Genomic DNA, 22,439 nt, shown 5'->3' on the forward strand with positions numbered 1-22,439 from the left:
GTCCGTGATGCTTTTAGAAGCTCATATCGACTTTGGTCCAGAGCGTGCGCCCCGGCTCCTTGATGGCTTGCGGGTCACTGGCCGGGTAGCCGAACCCGGCGTTGCCGGCCAGGTTCAGGTGCTCGGCGTAGGCCTTGCCGAACAGGTTGTCGACGCCGGTGCTGACCTTGAAGTGTTTGTTGATGCGATACGCCGCGTTCAGCGAGAACACGCCAAAACCGCCGCTCTTGTCGAAGTCCTTGCCGACCACGTTGCCCTTGTTCTGATCGATGCGGTTTTGTGCAGCGACCACACGCCACAGCGCGCCGGCGCTCCAGTCATCTTCGCTGTAGGTCAGGCCCAGGCGTGCATCCAGTGGCGGCATTTGTGGCAGCGCCTTGCCGTCGCTGCTGTTTTTGCCCCAGGCGTAGGCGAGGGTGGCGTCGGTTTTCCAGTGGCGCGTCAGTTTGTACGCCGCGCCCAATTCGCCGCCCATGATGCGTGCGTCGACGTTACGCGCCTGGGAGGTGGTGCCCATCATGCCGGGGCGGTAGTCGAACAGGATGAAGTCCTGCACTCGACCGACGTAACCCGAAGCCCAGGCTTCAAGGTCTTCAGCTTTGTATTGCGCGCCGAAATCGAGTTGGGTGGTTTTCTCTGGCTTCACGCCGTCGAAGGCATTCACTGAACCGCTCGCGCCGGTGTTGGGCGAAAACAGCTCCCAGTAATCGGGGAAACGCTCCGAGTGGCCCAGGCCTGCATAGAGGGTGGTGGGGCTGTCGGCCAGGTCGTGTTCATAGCGCACGAAGCCGGAAGGCAAGGTGTCGGCGCGAGTGTTGTCGGCGGTCGGGTTGGGCCGCGTCATCATGCCGGAGCCGGTGCTCTGCCGGAAGTCCTTGGCCGAGGCGCGGTCCAGGCGCGCACCGGTGATCAGCCGCTCGCGGTCGGCGGCGTACCAGGTGAGTTCGCCGAACACGCCGTAGTTGTGGAAGTTGGCGTCCTTGACCCGTGGCAGGTCCTTGTAGGTATCGATACCCCTGCTGCTGCGCTGGCGGTGTTCGTTGGTCTGCGCATCCAGGCCGCTGATCAACTGCACATCGGCCCAGCGCCAGGTGGCCTTGATCCGTGCGCCGAGGGTGCGACGGTCGACGTTGGACGCCATCGGTCCGGCCATCATCCCGGTGCCGGAGGGCGTGCGCAGGCTGTAGTTGTCCATCACGTGGTCGGCGTAGTTGTAGTAGACCTGGGCTTCGACCTTGTCGAGGACGTCGCCAATGTTGGACTTTTCGAAACGCAGCCCCAGGCTTTCACGCAGGAACTGCGATCCATCCATGCCGCGCCCGGCGTAACGCGCTTCGCCATCGCCACGGCCGGCAGTGAGTTCCAGCAGGGTGTCGGCGTCGGGGGTGAAGCCGACAGCCACGTCGCCGTTCCATTTGTCGTAGCGCGAGGCGACGGTGTCATTGTTGCCGTCCTTATAGTCATCAGCGTGTGCCTGGTTGCCGATCACCCGCACATAGCCCAGCGGACCACCGGCGGCGGCGTCGATAACTTTGTCAAAACGCCCGTTGGACCCGGCCAGCACGCTGGCGTTGAGCCGCGTGCCCAGCTCACCGAATTGCTCAGGCTCGCGCTCGAACAGCACGGTGCCCGCCGAGGCGCCAGGCCCCCAGAGCACGGTCTGCGGGCCTTTGATCACGGTGAGTTTGTCGTAGGTTTCCGGTGAGATATACGAGGTGGGCGCGTCCATGCGGCCGGGGCAGGCGCCGAGCATCATGCTGCCGTTAGTGAGGATATTCAGGCGCGAGCCGAACATGCCGCGCAGCACCGGGTCGCCATTGGTGCCGCCATTGCGCACCAGGGCGAAGCCGGGGATGGTCTTGAGGTAGTCGCCACCATCGCTGGCGGGCACCGGTTGGCGCGGGTCTTTCGGGTTGGTGATCACAGTCAGCGGTGAGCTGGGGGCGATCGCCGTAATGACGGTGGGGCTCAATTCATTTTCGTCGGCATGAGCCAGCGGAGCCAGCAGTGCGCCGCACAGAACGGCGAACACGGGAGTACATCCCAAACGGGTGTCAGCAGAAAACCTGGACATGACAAATTCCATCAATCAATCGTAAACAACACGGCCAGCAGCCTGCGGCTGTCTGTCTAAAGTCGGCCGGGGTGAAGTAACGCTGTGAAGTGCTTACGAAGCGATGGGTGGCGCGCGGCTGCGGGCGCCGGGGAAGATGCTTTGCCGGGCATGGCCCAGGCGCGTGGCGGGGGTGAGGGCGTTGGCGGGCGGCGGACTGCTCAGGGTGAAGGTTGAAACGCCGCCGGGCAGGGCGGGGCAGCTGTAGAGCAGGTCGCAATAGCCGCACTTGGACCAGAGGGCGTGGTGTTCATCAGGGGCTTTTGGGTGATGGGAGTCGCCGTGGTCCATCGGCATGTCCATCGACATACCGGCGTGATGATCCATCGGCATCGCTTGGGAAATCAGCGGACCGATAAAAATCATCAGCATGGCGAACAGGCTGATCCAACCGCCGCGCCTTACGCGGGCGTGCGGGGAGAGCCTGGCGCGAGGGGCGCCCATCGAATGCCAGCCTATTACGGGTGCTTGTGCTCGTGGCCGGCTATCGGCGGTACTTTCTGCACCGACACGTCCACCTCGACCTTGCCGGCTTTTTCGAAGGTCAGGGTCAGCGGGAATTGCTTGCCGTCGGCCAACAGGCTGCGGTCTTTGAGGCCGAGCAGCATCACGTGGTACGCCATCGGCGCGAAGGTCAGGTCACCCTTGGCCGGTACGGCGACGCTGGGCACTTGCTGCATCTTCATCAGGTCGCCCTGCATGACGTGTTCATGCAACTCGGCCTTGTCCGCCACCGGCGTCTCGACGCTGAGCAGGCGGTCCGGGGATTCGCCGGTGTTATGAATCACAAAATACGCGGCGACGGTGGGCGCATTCGGCGGCAACTCCTGGGACCAGGGTTCGCTGACCACCAGGTCGCCGGCCTTGTAGTCCTCGGCATTGGCAGCACTGAACACCGGCAGCAACAACGCAGCCAGAAGCAGGGAAGATTTAAGCATGGCAGTTCTCCAGAACGGTTCTAAACGCAGTTCACTTGCGAAGAAAATCAGACCGTTGGAGAGGCGCGGGGGTTGAGGCTTGGCCATTGCTGGCGCGGGGTCGGGCTTTGCAGCCGGGGCGACGGCAAGCTCTGGGAGGTACTGAATTGGGTGAGATACAACTGCGGCACATGCCCCGGCAACGCCACCAACGGCGCCGAGCCCGAGCAACACCAGCAATGCTGCATGGTGGAATGATCGTCCTGCTGCGGCGCCGGGATCTCCAGTTGGCCCAGGGCGATGGTCTTCAGACTCGCACCATTGGAGGAACAGAAACTGCCCCACAACAACTGCTGCACCGGGTCCTGGGACTGTTGCATCGCGCTGGCCATCGGCATGGCAAAGGCGTTGAACAGCACTGCGAGGCAGGCGATCCAGGCGATTGCAAAGCGTTGACGGGCCATGGCGGACAATCCGTAGGGTTAAACGATCAGGGGGGTATTTAGCCTGATCGTGGGGGATAAGTAAAAACAGGGCATGTGGTTTGGTGTCGCAGTGCTATCAGATAGCGGTGGCGTGAAGCTTCAGGCCCAACGCTTTCATGACTTTCATGATAGTCGCGAATTCGGGATTGCCAGTGGCGGAGAGGGCTTTGTATAGGCTTTCGCGACCGAGGCCGGCGTCGCGGGCGATTTGGGTCATGCCCTGGGCGCGGGCGATGTTGTTCAGGGCTGAGCGAATCAGCAAGCCGTCGCCGGAGTCCTCTTCGAAAGAAGCTTCAAGGTACTCGGCCATGTCCTCGGGAGTCTTGAGGTGCTCAGCTATGTCGAAGTCTTTAAATTGAGTCATGAGTCATTCCTTATTCCAAATTCATCGGCTATTTCTTTAGCGCGCTGTATGTCGCGTTTTTGCGTAGATTTATCGCCACCTATCAACAGCAGGTAAACCACCTCATCAACGCGTGTGAAGTAAACCCGGTATCCAGGGCCATAGTGGATGCGCATTTCTGATACGCCATTTCCTACGGGTGCACAGTCTCCGAAGTTACCCCTCGTTGCGTTATCCAATCTTGTCAACACACGACCGCGGGCTGGCCTGCTGCGTGACGAATCAAGCCACTCTTGAAACTCGTCGGATCTCTTGAATCGAATCATGTTTGATCGTATTCCTTGGGATACAGAATGGCAAGTTGCGATGCGCTGCAAAAGCAGTGCATCTCCATCGCGGATGCTGGTGCGAATTCGCGAGGAGAGAGGTTAGGGCGGGGGCTTTTGGCTGAGCCAGCCAGCTGGTTCGGAAGTGTTTGTAGGCGGATTCGGCTTTTATGAGAAGGCCAAATGGTTGGTCATTTTTCGGGTTATTTGAAACGAGAGGAATTGCTCGGCGTTGCGCAATTGATTGAGCTGGCGCAATTGCTCGCGAATGCGGAGTGTCAGCCAATAGATTTGGTGACTGACACACAGCCTTCGCGAGCAAGCCCGCTCCCACAGGGATTTGTGGTGGTTAGAGAGTGTTGATTGCCTGTAGTAGAGAAGGCATGGTGGTAAATTCTCGATCTACCTGAGCCAGAACGGGCCGCTTCAACACCAGCACCGGCACCCCAAGCTCCCTTGCCACCTCCAGCTTCGGCTCCGTTGCCGTGCTACCGCTGTTCTTGCTGATCAGCACATCAATCCCACGCCGCTCGAACAACACCCGCTCATCCTCGATCAAAAACGGCCCGCGCGCGCCGATCACTTCGCAGCGTTCATTGCCCGGATAAACATCCAGTGCACGCAGCGTCCAGAACTGCTCCGGTGGGATTTCATCCAGGTGCTGCAATGGCTCACGCCCCAACGTGAACAGTGGATGCTTGAAGGGGTTGAGCGCTTCAATCAACGCGGCCCAATCACTGACCTCGCGCCAATCATCTCCCGCCTGCGGCTGCCACGCCGGGCGGCGCAAGGCCCAACATGGCACGCCGCTCAACTGCGCGGCCTCGGCCGCATTGCGGCTGATTTGTGCTGCATACGGATGGGTTGCGTCGAGAATCAGGCAAATCCCCTCATCCCGAACAAACTGCGCCAAGCCTTCGGGCCCGCCGTAACCACCCACCCGCACTCGGCATATCAGGTCAGTCGGCACTCGGCCCACACCGGCCAAACTGTAGATATGTTCCGGGCCAAAGGTGCGGGCAATCGCCAACGCTTCAGTCACACCGCCCAACAACAGGATGCGCTTCATAGCGGCTTGACCACTTCCAGCAAGGTGATCGGCAACGCCTGGCGCCAGGTATCAAACTCCCCCAGCGGCTGCGCCTGGGCCACGTGGATGCGCGTCAGTTCGCCGCCATGCCGCGCACGCCAGTCCATCAGGGTCATTTCACTTTGCAGGGTCACGGCGTTTGCCACCAAGCGCCCGCCCGGCCGCAGGTGTTGCCAGCAGGTATCGAGCACGCCGTCGCGGGTGACGCCGCCGCCGATGAAGATAGCGTCCGGTGCCTCCAGGCCGCTTAAAGCCTCGGGCGCTTTGCCGCGAACCAGTTGCAGGCCCGGCACGCCCAGGGCGTCGCGGTTGTGTTCGATCAGGCCTTGGCGGCCTTCATCTGCCTCAATTGCCACTGCGCGACAGCTCGGATGAGTACGCATCCATTCGATCCCGATGGAGCCGCTGCCCGCGCCCACGTCCCACAGCAGTTCGCCGGGCATCGGCGCGAGGCGGGCCAGGGTCATGGCGCGTACATCGCGTTTGGTCAGTTGGCCGTCGTGTCTGAACGCCGAATCCGGCAGGCCTGCCAGTCGCGACAGACGGGGTGTTTCGTCAGAAGCCACGCAATCAATGGCGACCAGATTCAAATCGGCGACTGACGCGTGTTGCCAATCAACAGCCAGCCCGTCGATGCGCCGCTCATGCGCGCCGCCCAAGTGCTCAAACACACTTATTCGGCTCGGCCCGAAGCCGGACTGAGCCAACAAAGCGGCAATCAAAGCCGGACTGCCCCCGTCATTGCTCAACACCAACAACCGCACGCCACTGGCCAGATGCGCATTCAGCGCCGCCAGCGGCCGGGCGACCACGGATAAGGTCACCACGTCCTGCAACGGCCAGCCCAACCGTGCCGCTGCCAAGGACACCGACGAAGGCGCCGGCAAAATCAGCAACTCTTCAGCCGCCACCTGTCGCGCCAGGCTCGCGCCCACGCCGTAGAACATCGGGTCGCCGCTGGCCAGCACGCACACAGGCTCACCGCGCCGCGCCAGCACCGGTTCCAGGGAGAACGGGCTCGGCCACAACGCACGCTCGCCGCGAATACACACCGGCAACAGGTCCAACTGGCGCTGAGCACCTATAATCCGCGTGGCGCGCAACAGGGCGTGCCGGGCATTCCTGCCCAGCCCCTTGAAGCCGTCTTCACCGATGCCTACAACCGTCAGCCAGGGCGACATAAAGATTCCTTGAACGACATCCGACGGGCAGGCTTTTCATGCCGCCGGACAAAGCAGGCATAATACCGCGCCTTTACCCATCAACCGGTAGCCCCGTGAACCCAACGCCCGCTGTGAATACCTTGCGCCCCTCGGCTTGTCCGGGGTTGCTGCGTATTGTCCAGGCGCTGGACGGCGGCATCTGCCGGATCAAATTGGCCGGTGGTTCAATCACTGCCGCCCAAGCCCACGCGGTGGCGGATGCCGCCCAGGCCTATGCGGGCGGCGTGATCGAGGCGACCAACCGCGCCAATCTGCAGATTCGTGGAATTGGCACTGAAGAAAGCGCGCTGATTGCGATGTTGTTGGCGGCCGACCTCGGCCCCAATAACGCGGCTGGCGACGACGTGCGCAACCTGATGCTCAGCCCGAGCGCCGGGATCGATCCGCAGATGCTCTTCGATACGCGGCCGCTGGCCGAACGGATCCTGAATACCCTGCAGAGCCACCCGCGTTTTCATGAGCTGTCGGCCAAGTTCGCCGTGCAACTGGATGGCGGTGAGGCGGTGGCGATGCTCGAACATCACCATGACCTTTGGCTGTCGGCGTTCGTACGCAATGGCCAGACGCTTCTGGCGTTTGGCCTGGCCGGTTGCCCGGGGCTGGATGCGCCGCTGGCCGCCGTGCCATTGGACCAGGGCCATGCACTGGTGGTGGCCGTGCTGGAAGCGTTTCTGCACATCGCCACGCCAGAACAGACCCGCATGCGCCATCTGCCTGTGGATAACGTGCTGAGTCGTCTAACGCTGCCACTGCTGCCTGCCGAGGGCTTCAAACGCCCGCCCAGCGGCGCTTTGCTGCACCTGGGCACTTATCCACAGGCGCAAAAGAATCAGTTTTACATCGCCGCCATCGCGCCTTTGGGCCGCCTGGATGCGACGATGCTCAAGGGCGCCGCTCACCTGGCCAGCGAGTACGGCGACGGCACGCTGCGTTTCACCCCCTGGCAGGGCGTGCTGCTGCCCAACGTCGAAAAACCTAGCGCCGTGACCGAACGCCTGGCGCAGCTTGGCTTTCTTTGTTCAATCGACCAGCCCCTGTCGCGCATGACCGCCTGCACCGGCTCCAGCGGTTGCGGCAAGGCCCTGGCCGACACCAAGGCCGACGCGGTGCAACTCGCTGCCCTGGACACCGGGCACAACGTGCACCTGTCCGGCTGCCCGCGCTCCTGCGCCGCCGCACACACCGCGCCGGTCACCTTGCTGGCGGTGAGCCCCGGCCACTACGACCTCTATTTCCGCGAGGCAGCCCACCCCGGTTTCGGCCGGCTGCACGCACGCAACCTTTCTATTGAAGCGACGGGCGCCCTGCTGCGCGCCCGCCCACGGAGCAACACCGATGATTGATTACATCCGCGACGGTCAGGAGATCTATCGCAACTCCTTCGCCATTATTCGCGCGGAAGCCAAGTTGGACCGCATCCCGGCTGATTTGGAAAAACTCGCGGTGCGGGTGATTCACGCCTGCGGCATGGTCGACGCCATCGACGGCCTGCAGTTCTCCGAAGGGGCGGGCAAGGCCGGGCGCGATGCGCTGGCTGCGGGCGCACCGGTTCTGTGCGATGCGCGGATGGTCTCCGAAGGCGTGACCCGCGCACGCCTGCCGGCCAATAACCCAGTGATCTGCACCCTGCGTGATGACAGCGTTCCAGACCTGGCGCGGGAGTTGGGCAACACCCGTTCCGCTGCCGCCCTAGAGCTGTGGCGCCCGCACCTGGAAGGCAGTGTGGTGGTGATCGGCAATGCACCGACCGCGTTGTTCTACCTGCTGGAAATGCTCGATGCGGGCGCGCCGAAACCGGCGTTGATCCTCGGCTTTCCGGTGGGTTTTGTCGGCGCCGCCGAGTCCAAGGCGATGCTGGCCGCCGACAGCCGTGGCGTGCCGTTCGTGATCATGCAGGGCCGCCTGGGAGGCAGCGCCATGGCCGCCGCTGCGGTGAATGCCCTCGCCACGGAGGTCGAATAATGCAGGCACGCGGACGTTTGATCGGCCTGGGCGTGGGCCCCGGTGACCCGGAACTGATCACCCTCAAGGCCTTGCGCCTGCTGCGCGAATCGCCGGTGGTGGCGTACTTCGTGGCCAAGGGCAAGAAGGGCAACGCCTTCGGCATCATCGAAGACCACTTGGTGCCGCAACAGGCCTTGATGCCGTTGGTGTACCCGGTGACCACCGAAGTGTTGCCGGCGCCGATGTCCTACGAACAGGTGATCAGCGATTTCTACGACGCCGCCAGCGTTGACGTCGCCGCACACTTGGACGCCGGCCGTGACGTAGCGGTGATCTGCGAAGGCGACCCGTTCTTCTACGGTTCCTACATGTACCTGCATGACCGCCTCGCCGAGCGCTATGAAGCGCAGGTGATTCCCGGCGTGTGTTCGATGCTTGGCGGTGCCTCGGTGCTGGGCGCGCCGCTGGTTTACCGCAACCAGAGCCTGTCGGTACTCTCGGGTGTGTTGCCCCATGACGACCTCAAGCGCCGCCTGGCGGATGCCGATGCGGCCGTGATCATGAAGCTGGGTCGCAACTTCCCGAAAGTGCGCCAGGTGCTGGACGAGCTCGGCCTGGCCGGGCGTGCGCTGTATGTGGAGCGCGCCACCATGGCCAACCAGAAGATCGTGCCGCTGGATCAGGTCGACCCGTCGTCGTCCCCTTACTTCTCGCTGATCATCGTGCCCGGTGAACGGTGGCAAGGTTGATGAGCCCGGCGATTGTCATTCTGGGCCAGGGCAGCCTGGCCACTGCGCGCAAGATCCAGCAGGTCTACCCCGGCGCGTTGATCCACGGCCTGGCCGGACGGGTCGACGGTGCGGACCAGGCCTACAGTGAATTCGGCGCGACCCTGCGCCAGTTGTATCAGCAAGGCACGCCGCTGATTGCGCTGTGCGCGGCCGGTATCGTCATTCGTACCTTGGCGCCGCTGCTGCTAGAAAAAGGCGAAGAGCCCGCCGTGCTGGCCGTGGCCGAAGACGGCAGCGCCGTGGTGCCGTTGCTCGGTGGCCTGGGTGGTGTGAATGTGATGGCGCGTGAAATCGCCGCTGCGCTGAGCGTGGCCGCTGCGATCACCACCAGTGGCGAACTGCGCTTCGGCACCTGCCTGCTTAATCCGCCAGCGGGTTATGAACTGGCCGACCTGGAGCTGGGTAAGCGTTTCGTCTCCGACCTGCTGGCCGGCGAAAGTGTACGCATCGAAGGTGCCGCGCCATGGCTGGACCAGGCCAATCTGCCCCAGGACCAACAGGCACGCCTGGCGATTCACGTGGGCAGTAACGCGCGCACGCCTGCCGCCGATGAATTGCTGATCTACCCGAAGAGCGTCAGCGTGACCTGCAAGCCCGGCGCGCAACTGGCTGAGCGTGTGCGCACGGCGTTGCATGAGGCGGGCATCGCCGTGCAATCCCTGGCGTGCCTGTTGGCCAGTGACAGGCAGATGGCCGAAGCGTCGTTGCATGAAGCGGCGTTGGAACTGGGTGTACCGCTGCGTTTTGCCAGCGTCACCCAGGACGCCGATATCGTCATCAACATTGCCGAGCAACCCCTGGACCTGGCGCAAGTCGGCCGCGTGCGTGGTCGCCTGGCCGTGATCGGCCTGGGCCCGGGCGCCGCCGAGTTGATGGTGCCAGCGGTGAAAGCAGAACTGGCGCGTTGCACCGACGTGCTCGGTTACGAGACCTACGTGCGCATGGCCGGGCCCTTCCGGGACGATCAGGTGCAGCACTGCACCGACAACCGCGAAGAAATGCAGCGTGCGCGCCATGCCTTCGAACTGGCGGCCCAAGGTCGCTCGGTGGTGGTGGTGTCGTCTGGCGACCCCGGCGTGTTCGCCATGGCCGCTGCGGTGATCGAAGCCCTGCACGAATCCAGTGATCCGGCCTGGCATCAGGTCGACCTGGAAATCCTGCCGGGTGTTTCGGCCTCGCTCGCCACCGCCGCCCAGGCGGGCGCGCCGTTGGGCCATGATTTCTGCGTGATGTCGCTGTCGGACAACCTCAAGCCGTGGGCGATCATCGAGAAACGCCTGGACCTGGCCTCCCAGGCCGACCTGGCGCTGGCGTTCTACAACCCGATCTCGCGCTCGCGGCCGTGGCAACTGGGACGTGCGCTGGAAATCGTCGCACTTCATCGCACGCCTGAAACGCCGGTGGTGCTGGGCCGGGATATTGGCCGGCCAGGCCAGACCCTGCGCGTCACTACCCTGGGGCAACTGACGCCGGAGCAGGTGGACATGCGCACCATGGTGCTGATCGGCTCGTCCACCACCGTCACCTTTCCGCGGGCCGGTGGCGGTGAGTGGGTGTACACGCCGCGCTGGTACGGCGAGAAACCCGCCTCCTGAAAAGGGCCCCTCGAGTGCCTGAAAGCTCCGAATGACCCAGGGATTTTCCTGGCGTTGTCCGGGGGTTTTTCTTTTTTCTGCGACGAAATCCGGAAGCCCGCCAGGCATGCCGCGTGATTGCTGGGCGGCGCAGTTTGACGGGATGCGCCAAGGGATGTTTGTCGTCTGGAAAACGCTTCAGCCAGTGGACTAGGGTGGACATAAGCCCCGAGTTGGGGTGCTTGTGGAGAACCAAAATGGAGCGACATCACAGAAGGATCAACAATAAAAAAAGGCGCAAGTTGATTGCCGCCTACAAGTTGCCGGGAGCGTCTGGAGCGCTTAAGGCTTTGCCGTTGGACATAGAGGACGACTTCAACGCCGCCGTGGTCAACAACGGCGTCATCTCGTTTGCCGAAGGCTTGTCCGGCTTGAATCGGGAATACGTGCGCAAGAGCTATTTGCTGGCCAGCAGCTATGTCAGCGATGTGTTGAAAGTACAGCGCGGTACCGAGGGTTGGTACGACGAGTTCATCAAGGTGATGGTCAGCCTGGGGTGGCTGCCGGTGCGCAGCCGCTTCGAACGGGTTTCACGTTCCGGCAAGGGCCTGACCGTGCAATGGGCGGCGCTGAATATCATCACCACCCTGCTGGCGTCGACCTCATTGTCCGGGCACTTGCTGAGCACTTTGCCGAAACTGGCGGCCGATGCTTTGGACGCATTGAAGCAGGCGCCGGGGACGTTCGAACTGTTCAAACGCAACAGCGCGGTACACCAAGGCGGCGACTTCGGCCTGGCGTCCTGTGCCGAAACGGACGGTGAACTGATGATGGTGCTGGTGACCTACAGCAGCCATGGCGTGAGCAAGCAAGTAGGGTTGCCCTTCCTGGAGTGGGACAGCTCGTCGTTCGAGGCCTTCAGCGGACAGACGTGCCTGGTGCTGAATACCTCGGTGGTCAACGAAAAGACGATCCAACTGATGCGCGAGAGTGCGGGCGACAAAGTGCAGTTGGCGATCGCCAAGTACCGGATCTAAGGCACCAGGTAACCGCGCACACCAGTGAAGATGATTTGCGCGGCCAGGGCGCACACAAACAACCCCATCAACCGACTGACAATCTGCAAACCCTGGTCACCGAGGATGCGTTCGATACGGTTGGACAGGTACAGCACCACGCCCACCGTGAGGCTGGCCAGGGCGATGCTGAGGATGGCGGTGAGCTTGTCATCCCAGTGCGGCTGGCTCACCCCCATGACCAGCAGCGCACCGATGGTGCCGGGGCCGACGGTGAGGGGAATGGTCAGCGGCACGATGGTGACGTCCTGCTGCACGTTGTCGGTCTGCACCGCCGACTTGCCTTGGGCCATGCCCAGGGCGGAGATAAACAGCACACTGCCGGCGCCGATGCGGAAGGCGTCGACGGTGATGCCGAACACGCTGAAAATCACGCGGCCGATCAAGTAGAGCAACACGCTCGATACCAGGGTCGCCAACGCCACCTTCCACGCCAGGCGCCGCCGTTCTTTGCTGGAGTAGCCACGGGTCAGGCTGATAAAGCAGGACAGCACAAAGAACGGGCTGTAGAGCACCAGCATTTTCAGGTAGACGCTGAATAACACGTGGAGCATGGGGGGCGGCTCGCGAGCGGGAGAAGTGCACTCAGTCTATCAGGCGAACCCAATCAAATGTGGGAGCTGGCTTGTTGTGGTGAGCGGGCTTGCCCCGCGCTGGGCTGCGAAGCAGCCCTAAAACCAGTCACCGCATTTTGTCTATAAAAACGGGGTGTTCCCATTGGGGCGGCTTCGCCACCCAGCGCGGGGCAAGCCCGCTCACCACAAAAGCCTGCGCCTAGGAGGGAGCGTGTTCCGGGCGCTGCTGACGCTGCGCCACCCAGAACTCCACCAGCTCATGCAACTGCGACAACTCCACCGGCTTGGCCATATGCCCATCCATCCCGGCCTGGCGTGCGCGTTCTTTATGTTCCGACAGGATGTGCGCCGTCAGCGCCACCACCGGTGTGCGAATACGCTGGTGGCTGACTTCCCACGCGCGAAGTTGCTGGGTGGCCGAGAAGCCATCGAGGATCGGCATTTCACAGTCCATCAACACCAAGTCATAGCGCTGGGCTTTCATCGCTTCCAGCGCTTCTTCGCCATTGCTGGCAGTGTCCGGGTTGAGATTGAGCTTACCGAGCATGCCACGGATCACTTTGGTGGAGATGCTGTTGTCTTCAGCCACCAGGATACGGAAATCCGTCGGCACGGTGATGGCCGCCGGCGTATTGAGGACCGGGCGAGGTGGAACGTTGCCCTTGCTGCGTTGGGTCAGTTCGTCGGCCAGGGTGGTCTTGAGCGTGTAGCCCGCCACGGGTTTGGCGAGGATGCGCTTGATCCCGCAATTGCGCGCGATGATCTTGCTCGGCGCGTTGCTGATGCCGGTGAGCATGATCAGCAGGATGTCGTGGTTCAGGCTCGGGTCTTCCTTGATCTTCGCCGCCAGTTGCATGCCGGTCATGCCGGGCATGTTCTGGTCCAGCAGCACCACGTCGAAGTAATCGCGCAGGTGCGCCTTGGTGCGCAGCAGTGCCAGGGCTTCCTTGCCCGATGGCACGGCGCTGACGTTGAGGCCCCAGGCCGAGCATTGCTGCACCAATACTTTGCGGCAGGTGTCGTTGTCGTCCACCACCAGCACCCGTGCGCCCTTGAGTGGGCCGTCGAGGTCGGAGGTTGGGTGTTCCAGGCGTTCCGGGTCCAGCGGCAGGGTCAGCCACAAGGTGCTGCCCTGATGGCTGCCGCTCTTGATGCCGAACTCGCCGTTCATCAATAGGATCAACTGGCGCGCGATGACCAGGCCCAGGTGACCGTTCAGGCGGGTGGCCGAGAAGAAATTCTTGCTGTGCAGTTCGCTGTGCAGCAGGGCGTCACGCTCGGCGGCTTCCATCGGCAAGCCGCTGTCCTGCACGGCGATGCGCAGGCGCGGCTTGGTGCTGCGGTCGTCCAGTGCGACGACGATCAGCACTTCGCCTTCGTCGGTTTTTTGCAGGGCGTTTTCCAGCAGGCTCAACATGGCCTGGCGCAGGCGCGTCGGGTCGCCGCTGATCACGCGGGGCACTTGGGGTTGGATAAAGCTGATCAGTTCGACGTTCTGTTGCTCGGCCTTGGCGCGGAAAATACTCAGGCAGTCTTCGATCAGCGCGTTGAGGTCGAACTGCACGTCATCCAGTTCGATCTGGCCGGATTCCAGCTTGGAGATGTCGAGGATTTCGTTGATCAGCGTGAGCAATTCATTGCCGGCGCTGTGGATGGTCTGCACGTAGTCGCGCTGTTTCACCGACAGCGGCGTACCCAGCAACAGTTCGGTCATGCCCAGCACGCCGTTCATGGGGGTGCGGATTTCGTGGCTGATCTTGGCCAGGAACTCGGCCTTGGCGGCAATCTCGGCATTGCTCGCCGCCAAGTCGCGGCTGAGGCTGAAGCGCGCTTCGACAATCGCGCGCTGGCGTTCGCCCAGCGCCAGGCTCATCAACAGACCGCTGAGGCAGATAAACGCCAGCAACGTGACGATCAGGCCCTGGGGCGAGACCATTGTCAGGCCCAGTAGCGCCGGCAAAATGATCAGCGTACCGATGTTGAACACCACCATCGCCGCCACGAACAGGCGTGCCGGGCGGTAGCCTTTCTGCCAGTGATAGGCCGAGACGAACAGCATGCTCAAGCCGGCCAGGGCCACCAGGGCATAGGTGATGATGTTCAGCGGCAGGGTGTTGACGAACAACAACAGCAGGCCGCACAGCACGATAAACAGGATGTCGGCCATCAACAGCTTGTTCAGCGGGTGTGGGCCCAAAGGCATGAAGAACCGGTAGGCAAACATCAGCCCGCACGGCGCGGTCAGCAGCAGGGCCAGGTAGGCGCCGGGGGTCTGGATCGCGTGCCAGTTTGGCAGCCAGGGGCCGATCAGGTTGAGCAACAGTGCGAGGCTGAGCATCAGCAGGATCTCGCAGGCCGCCAGCCACAGGCTACTGCGCGAGCGGTGGTAGGCGAAACGCGTGAGATTGTGCAGGATCAGCATCAGCAGACAGCCGAACAGCAGGCCGTAGATCAGCGTCTGCGTCTGGTCGGCGGCGGCGAGCACGGCCGGTTCCAGGGTGATATACGGGCGCAGTTCATGTTCCGAGACCAGGCGCAGGTAGACCTCTAAGGGTTTCTGGCTCTGGGGCATCGGCAGCATGAAGTCGCTGCTGGGCAATGGGCGCTCGGCCTGGGGCTGGCGTGTGCCAGTGCTTTGTTGCTCCACCAGGGTGTCGCCGTCCAGTACATAGAGGCTCAGGTGGGACAAATCCGGGGCAAAAACCCGCAGCACTTGTTCGTGCTTGCCGGGTTGCAGCTTGAAACGCACCCACAACGCACCGTCCGGTTCCGCGGCGGTAAGGCGGTCCAGTTCGATGGGGCTGAATTGATTGGTGTAGCGCGAGGAACGGATGTCGCTCAGTTGCAGGTCGGCCTGTTCATCAAGCAATACTGCCCAGCCACTGCCTTGCGCGGCGGCCTGGGCCGGGAACAAGCAGAGCAGTGTCAGCAGACTGACAGTGAAACCTATGGCGATCCTGAGCCAGCGCACGGCGAAATCCCTTCGTAGGTTGATGCACGGTTAACTATGCGCGGGTAGGCCTGCATACGGCAAGGGCCAGAGGCCCTTGCCTAGCCGAACGGATAGCGACTTACTGGCTTTCGCCACGCTCCCGCGCAATGGCGCGATAGCCGATGTCCTTGCGATAGAAGCAGCCTTTCCAGTCGATTTTTGCAGCCAGCTTATAAGCCTGTTGCTGCGCGGCGTCGACGCTGGCGCCCATGGCGGTAGCGCACAACACACGGCCACCGGCGGTCACGACCTGGCCATCCTTGAGCGCAGTGCCCGCATGGAACACTTTGCCTTCCAGCGTAGCAGCCGCGTCGAGACCTTCAATCACGTCGCCCTTGGCGTAATCGGCAGGGTAGCCACCGGCCGCCAGCACAATGCCGACGCTCGGACGTGGATCCCACTGGGCTTCTACCTTGTCCAGGGCCTGGGCCAGGGCAGCTTCCACCAGCAATACCAGGCTCGATTGCAGACGCAGCATCACCGGTTGGGTTTCCGGGTCGCCGAAGCGGCAGTTGAACTCGATGACTTTCGGGTTACCGGCTTTGTCGATCATCAGGCCGGCATACAGGAAACCGGTGTACACATTGCCTTCGTCGGCCATGCCACGCACGGTCGGCCAGATCACCAGGTCCATGACGCGTTGGTGCACCTCGGCGGTGACCACCGGGGCAGGGGAGTAGGCACCCATGCCGCCGGTGTTCGGGCCGGTATCGCCGTCGCCGACGCGTTTGTGGTCTTGGCTGGTGGCCATTGGCAAGACGTTCTTGCCGTCGACCATCACGATAAAGCTGGCTTCTTCGCCGTCGAGGAATTCCTCGATCACTACGCGCGAACCGGCGTCACCAAAAGCATTGCCCGCGAGCATATCGCGCACGGCGTCTTCGGCTTCCTGCAGGGTCATGGCAACGATCACGCCTTTGCCGGCGGCCAGGCCGTCGGCCTTGATCACGATCGGCGCACCTTTTTCACGCAGGTAAGCCAGGGCCGGCTCGATCTCGGTGAAGTTCTGGTAGTCGGCGGTCGGGATCTTGTGGCGCGCCAGGAAGTCCTTGGTGAACGCCTTGGAGCCTTCCAGCTGAGCCGCGCCGGCGGTTGGGCCGAAGCAATCCAGGCCACGGCTGCGGAACAGGTCCACTACGCCGGCAACCAGCGGGACTTCCGGGCCGACGATGGTCAGGGACACATTCTTTTCAGCAAAGTCGGCCAATTGCTCAAGGGCCAGCACGTCGATAGCGACGTTCTCGCACTTGGCTTCAATGGCGGTACCGGCGTTGCCGGGTGCTACGAATACTTTCTGGACGCGCGGGTCCTGGGCAACTTTCCAGGCCAGGGCGTGTTCACGGCCACCGCTGCCAATGATCAAAACATTCATGTCAAAAACCTCAAATTCTGTCAGTGGCGGAAGTGGCGCATGCCGGTGAAGACCATGGCGATGCCGGCTTCATCAGCGGCGGCGATGACTTCTGCATCACGCATCGAGCCACCCGGTTGGATCACGGCGGTCACGCCAGCTTTCGCGGCGTTGTCCAGGCCGTCGCGGAACGGGAAAAATGCGTCGGAAGCCATTACCGAACCCACCACCTGCAAGCCAGCGTGTTCAGCCTTGATCGCGGCGATACGCGCCGAGTTCACGCGGCTCATCTGGCCGGCGCCGACACCGATGGTCTGGCGATTCTTGGCGTAGACGATGGCGTTGGACTTAACGTACTTGGCCACTTTCCAGGCGAAGATCAGGTCGTTGATCTCTTGCTCGGTCGGCGCGCGTTGGGTCACGACTTTCAGGTCTTCGCTGCCGATCATGCCGATGTCGCGGCTCTGTACCAGCAAGCCGCCATTGACGCGCTTGTAGTCCCAGGCAGCGGCACGTTCAGCCGACCATTCGCCGCAGGCCAGCAGGCGCACGTTGGCTTTGGCCGCCACGATGGCGCGGGCTTCCTCGCTGACGCTTGGGGCGATGATCACTTCAACGAACTGACGCTCAACGATCGCCTTGGCGGTCTCGGCATCCAGCTCACGGTTGAAGGCGATGATGCCGCCGAACGCCGACTCTGTGTCGGTGGCGTAGGCCAGTTCGTACGCCTGGCGAATGCCGCCTTCAGCGTCCGGGCTGACCGCCACGCCGCACGGGTTGGCGTGCTTGACGATCACACAGGCTGGCTTGACGAAGCTCTTCACACATTCCAGCGCGGCGTCGGTGTCGGCCACGTTGTTGTAGGACAGCTCCTTGCCTTGCAGCTGGGTCGCGGTGGCAATGCCCACTTCAGCCGGCTTGGCTTCTACGTAGAACGCCGCGCTCTGGTGCGGGTTCTCGCCGTAGCGCATTTCCTGGGCCTTGATGAACTGGCTGTTGAAGGTGCGCGGGAACTGGCTGCGGCCTTCGGTGGACAGTGTTTCAGCCGTCTGGTTAACCGTGCCCATGTAGTTGGCGATCATGCCGTCGTAGGCGGCGGTGTGTTCGAACGCCTTGAGCATCAGGTCGAAGCGCTGGGCGTAGGTCAGGCCACCGGCTTTCAGGCTTTCGAGCACGTTGGCGTAATCGCTGGCGTTGACCACGATGGCCACATCTTTGTGGTTCTTGGCCGCCGAGCGCACCATGGTCGGGCCGCCGATATCGATGTTTTCGATGGCGGTCGGCAGGTCGCAGCCTGGCTTGTTGATGGTGGCTTCGAACGGGTAGAGGTTAACGGCCACCAGGTCGATCGGCTTGATGCCGTGCTCGGCCATGATCGCGTCGTCGGTGCCGCGACGGCCGAGGATGCCACCGTGGATTTTCGGGTGCAGGGTCTTGACCCGACCGTCCATCATTTCTGCGAAACCGGTGTAGTCCGCCACTTCCACTGCGGCCACGCCGTTGTCCTGCAGCAGTTTGAAGGTCCCGCCCGTGGAGAGGATTTCCACGCCGAGGGCTTCCAGCTCCCGGGCAAATTCGAGGATCCCGGTCTTGTCGGAGACACTGATCAAGGCGCGGCGGATCGGCAGGCGGGTAGTCTGGTCGGTCATTTCAATTTCCATCAAAAGCAAAGGAGTCAGCAAAAAAGGCGACCGTTTTTTACGCGGGCGCCTTTCTGGTTTGATTGAATGCTTACAACAAATCGTACTGCTTGAGCTTTTTGCGCAAGGTGCCACGGTTGAGGCCCAGCAGCTCACTGGCTTTGGTCTGGTTGCCCTTGACGTAGTTCATCACGCTTTCGAGCAAGGGCGCCTCGACTTCGGAGAGCACCAGGTTGTACACGTCCGTGACGGAAGCGCCCTCAAGGTGGGCGAAATAATTGTGCAGCGCCTTCTCGACACTCCCGCGAAGGGTCTGGCCTTCTTCGCTCGGCGTGTTGAGGTGCTGTTTCAAATTGACGTTGTCGCTCACGGGTGTTGTTCCACTCACTAAAGTCTCGGTCATCATCGTCATGCGGCCACCCCCTCTCCGTCCCCTGTCCCCAGGCTCTTGTAACGCTCGCTGAAGAACTCACGAACGTTGGCGCACTGTGCTTCCGTATCATCCAAACGATTGAAGTGGGCGCGAAACTCCCTGGCGCCCGGCAGGGTTGCGAGATACCAGCCGACATGCTTTCGAGCAATGCGTACTCCCATCACGTCCCCATAGAAGGCGTGCAGGGCGGCCAGATGCTCTAGCAGAATACGTTCCACCTCGATCAGCTCCGGTGCCGGCAACACTTCGCCAGTACGCAGAAAATGCTCGATCTCACGAAAAATCCACGGCCGCCCCTGGGCAGCCCGGCCAATCAACAAACCATCGGCACCGGTCGCGTGCAGCACGCGCCGGGCTTTCTCGGCGGAGTCGATGTCGCCATTGGCAAACACCGGCATCGACACCGCCTGCTTGATCGCGGCGATGGTGTCGTACTCGGCTTCACCGGTGTAAAGGTCGGCGCGGGTGCGGCCATGCACCGCCAGCGCTGTAATGCCTGCCTGTTCAGCGATCTTCGCCACTGTCAGGCCGTTCTTGTTGTCCCGGTCCCAACCGGTTCGGATCTTCAGGGTGACCGGCACATCCACTGCGGCGACAACGGCCTGCAGGATCTCGGCAACCAATTGCTCATCTTTCAACAGCGCGGAACCGGCGGCCTTGTTACAGACCTTCTTGGCCGGGCAGCCCATGTTGATGTCGATGATCTGCGCCCCCAACTCCACGTTGGCCCGGGCTGCATCCGCCAGCATCTGTGCATCGCCACCGGCGATCTGTACCGAGCGCGGCTCGGGATCACCTTCGTGGATCATGCGCATCCGCGATTTGCGGGTGTTCCACAAGCTCATGTCGCTGGTGACCATTTCCGAGACTACAAGACCTGCGCCCAAACGCTTGCACAGCTGACGAAAGGGCTGGTCGGTAACCCCCGCCATCGGGGCGAGGATCAAGCCGTTCTGCAATGTATATGGGCCGATGCGTACCGCCGACATAGGACTTCCCTGTTGTGGGGCCGGATCATTAGAGTTCGAAAAAGGGTTGGCATGATACCCGCTCTCGATGACTGGATAAAGGCTGAATTGGATAAAATCTGAACAGTTATTTCTTTATCGCCACCGGTTTGGTTGCGCAAAGGAAAGTCAATAACCTGCCGTCAAATCTCAATGCACGAACCGATTCACTCGGGCGAGTGAAAGCTCAGGCTGTAATTCACGGCTTTGTTGCCGGGATCGAGGATGTCCAGGGAGATATGGATCGGGGTTTGCGAGGGCATTTCGCTAACACCGGCCAACTCACCGCTGAGGTATTCGGCGGGCTTGAAGCGACGACTGGCAATCAGGCTGCCATTCAAATCGGCAAACCGCAGCTCCAGCAGCGGAAAGGGCTGGGAGAAGGTCGCGCGGTTATAGATGATCGCGTCCACCACCAGTGCCCCGGCGAAATCCGGGTGGCTGCGTACCACCAGGTTGCTGCTCTTGATGTGGGCGATATCGACCCGTGATGGCACGGTGCAGCCCAGTGTGGGGCACAGTTGCTGGAACCACGGGCGATAGGCGTCCTGGCGGGCCAGGTCGTCGAATTGATAGGCGATGTACTGGCCGGCAAGACCGCCGGCGGCGATCAGGACCAGCAACAGCCAGACCAGGCGACGGCCCCAGCCCGACGGGCGCTTTTGTGCGTAGAGGTGCAGCGGGTCGTCTTCGAGGTCCAGCAGTTGGTCGTCTTGCACGCTCGTTTCGGCGCGCGAGCGCTTACGACGGGGTTTGGGGCGTTCTTCGGGTTCTACGTCATCGGCCGATTGGGTCAGCGGCGTAAACGGCGGGTCGATGTCGTCATCGTCGGGCGTTGAGCGCAGTGACGGCTCATCGTCGATATCGTCGGTGTGGAACGACATGGAGGGTTCGGTGCGCTGCTGAGTCGCAGGTTCGGGCGCATCTTCAGTGACGTGAATGCGCTCTTCAGGCGGCTCGCTGAACAGGCTCGCCGCCCATTTCTCTTCTTCGGCCTTGACCGTGTCGCGGCTGGCGCTGAAGGATTCTTCCTTTTGGCGGCGGTCGGTGCCGGGCTGGCGACGATCTGCGCCCATCGGCAACGTGTGCTGAATCTCGCGGCGTTCCAGCTTGGCCAGTTCTTCGTCCAGGTCCAGGTTGTCCAGGTCCAGCTCTTCGGCAGTCCACTGCTTCTGGCTGATGGCTCGCGCGGGCTCGGGCGTCAGCTCTGCCGGCACTTCTGGCACTTGCGGCTCAGGCGCGGACGCCTGGCCGCGCTGCTCCAGCAACTGACGAGCGGCATTGAACACTTGCAGGCATGAGCCACAGCGCACCACGCCACGGGCCACGCTCAATTGAGCGTGGTTGACGCGAAAGCGGGCTTGGCAGTGCGGACACTGGGTGACGAAACTGTCGGTCATGCGGCTATCCGATTCAGGCAAGCGCTCATTCTAGCGCCGACGACCGCTGATGCGTACCCAGCCATCGCGGTTGGCGATCGGGTCCAGCTCGAAATCCTTGGCGTAGGCAGCAGCGACGTCTTCGCCTTGCTCGGCCAGGATGCCCGACAGCGCCAGGCGCCCGCCCGGTTTGACCAGGCTCGACAATTGCGGTGCCAGGGACACCAGCGGGCCGGCGAGGATATTGGCGACCAGTACGTCGGCCTGCACCTGGGGCAAGTCTTCAGGCAAATACAGTGGGAATTTGCCTTCAGGGACATTGTTGCGTCCGGCGTTATCGCGGGAGGCTTCCAGGGCCTGCACGTCGATATCGGTGCCCACGGCTTCCTTGGCGCCCAGCAACAGGGCGGCAATCGCCAGGATCCCCGAGCCGCAGCCGAAGTCCAGCACGTGGCTGTCGGTCAGGTCCTGGCCATCCAGCCACTCCAGGCACAGCGCGGTAGTGGGATGAGTGCCGGTGCCGAATGCCAGGCCTGGGTCGAGCAGCAGGTTGACGGCATTCGGTTCAGGCGCGGCGTGCCAGCTCGGCACGATCCACAGGCGCTGGCCGAAGCGCATCGGCTGGAAGTTGTCCATCCAACTGCGTTCCCAGTCCTGGTCTTCGATGACTTCGCTGTGATGCTCCGGCAGCGGGCCGCCGGTGAGCAGTTCCATATGGGCCAGCACGGCGGCGGTATCGGTGCCGTCTTCGAACAGGGCCAGCAAATGGGTGTGGGACCACAGCGGAGTGGTGTTGAGTTCAGGTTCGAAGATCGGCTGGTCTTCGGCGTCCATGAAGGTCACCGAAACGGCGCCGACTTCAAGGAAAGCGTCTTCATAGGTTTCGGCTTGTTCTGGGCTGATGGCGAGACGGACTTGCAGCCAAGGCATGGCGGGCACCTTTGAAAAAATGAATGTGCGACGGGTGGGCCGCGAAAGCGCGCAAGTTTACGCGAGCGGCGGACAGAAGACGACACCACTGACTGTACTCGGTCAAAATGTGGGAGCTGGCTTGCCTGCGATAGCGGAGTGTCAGCAGAGTATTACTTCACTGCTCCACCGCTATCGCAGGCAAGCCAGCTTGTATGTTTAGACTTGAAGGGGTGGGCGGCGACTAAAAGCCAGATTCCGACTCTAGCCA

Annotated in this window: 21 protein-coding genes; 5 read left to right on the forward strand and 16 right to left on the reverse strand. The window is 62.3% G+C overall.

Translation table 11 applies throughout. The features are described from left to right. Positions 1–13: 13 nt before the first annotated feature. The 8 genes from ACP7BX_RS20785 to cbiE form a co-directional block, all read right to left on the reverse strand. Positions 14–2,074, reverse strand: a complete 2,061-nt coding sequence (locus ACP7BX_RS20785; protein ID WP_426129160.1) for a TonB-dependent copper receptor — start codon at positions 2,072–2,074, stop codon at positions 14–16. A gap of 93 nt (positions 2,075–2,167) precedes the next feature. Next, positions 2,168–2,557: a DUF2946 domain-containing protein gene (locus ACP7BX_RS20790; protein ID WP_016976979.1), complete on the reverse strand. Its 390-nt coding sequence runs from the start codon at positions 2,555–2,557 to the stop codon at positions 2,168–2,170. 14 nt (positions 2,558–2,571) lie between these two features. Next, positions 2,572–3,051, reverse strand: a complete 480-nt coding sequence (locus ACP7BX_RS20795) for a copper chaperone PCu(A)C (protein ID WP_426129158.1) — start codon at positions 3,049–3,051, stop codon at positions 2,572–2,574. A gap of 47 nt (positions 3,052–3,098) precedes the next feature. Continuing rightward, complete coding sequence (locus tag ACP7BX_RS20800) at positions 3,099–3,494, reverse strand: DUF2946 domain-containing protein (RefSeq protein ID WP_426129156.1); 396 nt, start codon at positions 3,492–3,494, stop codon at positions 3,099–3,101. 97 nt (positions 3,495–3,591) lie between these two features. Beyond that, entirely contained in the window at positions 3,592–3,879 is a 288-nt protein-coding gene (locus tag ACP7BX_RS20805; RefSeq protein WP_233893633.1) for an addiction module antidote protein, read from the reverse strand. Beyond that, entirely contained in the window at positions 3,876–4,184 is a 309-nt protein-coding gene (locus tag ACP7BX_RS20810) for a type II toxin-antitoxin system RelE/ParE family toxin (protein WP_061435131.1), read from the reverse strand. Before ACP7BX_RS20810 ends, ACP7BX_RS20805 begins: the two co-directional genes overlap by 4 nt. A 349-nt stretch (positions 4,185–4,533) precedes the next feature. Beyond that, positions 4,534–5,253 (reverse strand): cobalt-precorrin-6A reductase, encoded by a 720-nt coding sequence (locus ACP7BX_RS20815; protein WP_426129153.1) that lies wholly within the window; start codon positions 5,251–5,253, stop codon positions 4,534–4,536. Next, a complete protein-coding gene (gene cbiE / locus ACP7BX_RS20820; RefSeq protein WP_426129151.1) occupies positions 5,250–6,455 on the reverse strand; it encodes a precorrin-6y C5,15-methyltransferase (decarboxylating) subunit CbiE in 1,206 nt (401 codons plus the stop codon). The genes ACP7BX_RS20815 and cbiE overlap by 4 nt, the downstream gene beginning before the upstream one ends. Before the next feature lie 38 nt (positions 6,456–6,493). On the opposite strand from cbiE, the gene cobG reads away from it, so the two are divergent. From cobG to ACP7BX_RS20845, 5 genes are all read left to right on the forward strand, one after another. Further along, positions 6,494–7,840 carry a precorrin-3B synthase gene (cobG, locus tag ACP7BX_RS20825; protein ID WP_426129149.1) on the forward strand — a complete coding sequence of 449 codons (1,347 nt, stop codon included), beginning with the start codon at positions 6,494–6,496 and terminating at the stop codon, positions 7,838–7,840. Further along, on the forward strand, positions 7,833–8,459 hold the full coding sequence (locus tag ACP7BX_RS20830; protein ID WP_426129147.1) for a precorrin-8X methylmutase: 627 nt from the start codon (positions 7,833–7,835) through the stop codon (positions 8,457–8,459). The genes cobG and ACP7BX_RS20830 overlap by 8 nt, the downstream gene beginning before the upstream one ends. Continuing rightward, positions 8,459–9,190 (forward strand): precorrin-2 C(20)-methyltransferase, encoded by a 732-nt coding sequence (locus ACP7BX_RS20835; protein WP_426129145.1) that lies wholly within the window; start codon positions 8,459–8,461, stop codon positions 9,188–9,190. The genes ACP7BX_RS20830 and ACP7BX_RS20835 overlap by 1 nt, the downstream gene beginning before the upstream one ends. After that, positions 9,190–10,827, forward strand: coding sequence for a precorrin-3B C(17)-methyltransferase (cobJ, locus tag ACP7BX_RS20840; protein ID WP_426129143.1), 1,638 nt, complete (start codon positions 9,190–9,192; stop codon positions 10,825–10,827). The genes ACP7BX_RS20835 and cobJ overlap by 1 nt, the downstream gene beginning before the upstream one ends. 236 nt (positions 10,828–11,063) lie before the next feature. Then, the gene (locus tag ACP7BX_RS20845) at positions 11,064–11,843 is read left to right on the forward strand and encodes a hypothetical protein (protein WP_177077399.1); all 780 of its coding nucleotides are present in this window, start codon (positions 11,064–11,066) and stop codon (positions 11,841–11,843) included. Here ACP7BX_RS20845 and ACP7BX_RS20850 read toward each other — a convergent pair. From ACP7BX_RS20850 to prmA, 8 genes are all read right to left on the reverse strand, one after another. After that, positions 11,840–12,436, reverse strand: coding sequence for a MarC family protein (locus tag ACP7BX_RS20850; RefSeq protein ID WP_426129141.1), 597 nt, complete (start codon positions 12,434–12,436; stop codon positions 11,840–11,842). The genes ACP7BX_RS20845 and ACP7BX_RS20850 overlap by 4 nt on opposite strands. Positions 12,437–12,656: 220 nt before the next feature. Beyond that, on the reverse strand, positions 12,657–15,428 hold the full coding sequence (locus ACP7BX_RS20855; RefSeq protein WP_426129139.1) for a response regulator: 2,772 nt from the start codon (positions 15,426–15,428) through the stop codon (positions 12,657–12,659). Positions 15,429–15,528: 100 nt separating this feature from the next. Then, positions 15,529–16,821, reverse strand: coding sequence for a phosphoribosylamine--glycine ligase (gene purD, locus ACP7BX_RS20860; protein WP_426129137.1), 1,293 nt, complete (start codon positions 16,819–16,821; stop codon positions 15,529–15,531). 20 nt (positions 16,822–16,841) lie between these two features. After that, a complete protein-coding gene (gene purH / locus ACP7BX_RS20865) occupies positions 16,842–18,449 on the reverse strand; it encodes a bifunctional phosphoribosylaminoimidazolecarboxamide formyltransferase/IMP cyclohydrolase (protein WP_314531986.1) in 1,608 nt (535 codons plus the stop codon). Between the two features lie 82 nt (positions 18,450–18,531). Beyond that, the gene (gene fis, locus ACP7BX_RS20870; protein WP_002555375.1) at positions 18,532–18,852 is read right to left on the reverse strand and encodes a DNA-binding transcriptional regulator Fis; all 321 of its coding nucleotides are present in this window, start codon (positions 18,850–18,852) and stop codon (positions 18,532–18,534) included. Then, the gene (gene dusB / locus ACP7BX_RS20875) at positions 18,849–19,862 is read right to left on the reverse strand and encodes a tRNA dihydrouridine synthase DusB (protein WP_016976994.1); all 1,014 of its coding nucleotides are present in this window, start codon (positions 19,860–19,862) and stop codon (positions 18,849–18,851) included. Before dusB ends, fis begins: the two co-directional genes overlap by 4 nt. A 185-nt stretch (positions 19,863–20,047) precedes the next feature. Further along, positions 20,048–21,280: a DUF3426 domain-containing protein gene (locus ACP7BX_RS20880; protein ID WP_426129135.1), complete on the reverse strand. Its 1,233-nt coding sequence runs from the start codon at positions 21,278–21,280 to the stop codon at positions 20,048–20,050. Between the two features lie 30 nt (positions 21,281–21,310). Beyond that, the gene (prmA, locus tag ACP7BX_RS20885) at positions 21,311–22,189 is read right to left on the reverse strand and encodes a 50S ribosomal protein L11 methyltransferase (RefSeq protein ID WP_426129133.1); all 879 of its coding nucleotides are present in this window, start codon (positions 22,187–22,189) and stop codon (positions 21,311–21,313) included. Positions 22,190–22,439: the final 250 nt, after the last annotated feature.

The organism is Pseudomonas sp. DWP3-1-3b3, from assembly GCF_049896305.1.
GTDB lineage: Bacteria > Pseudomonadota > Gammaproteobacteria > Pseudomonadales > Pseudomonadaceae > Aquipseudomonas > Aquipseudomonas azotoformans_A.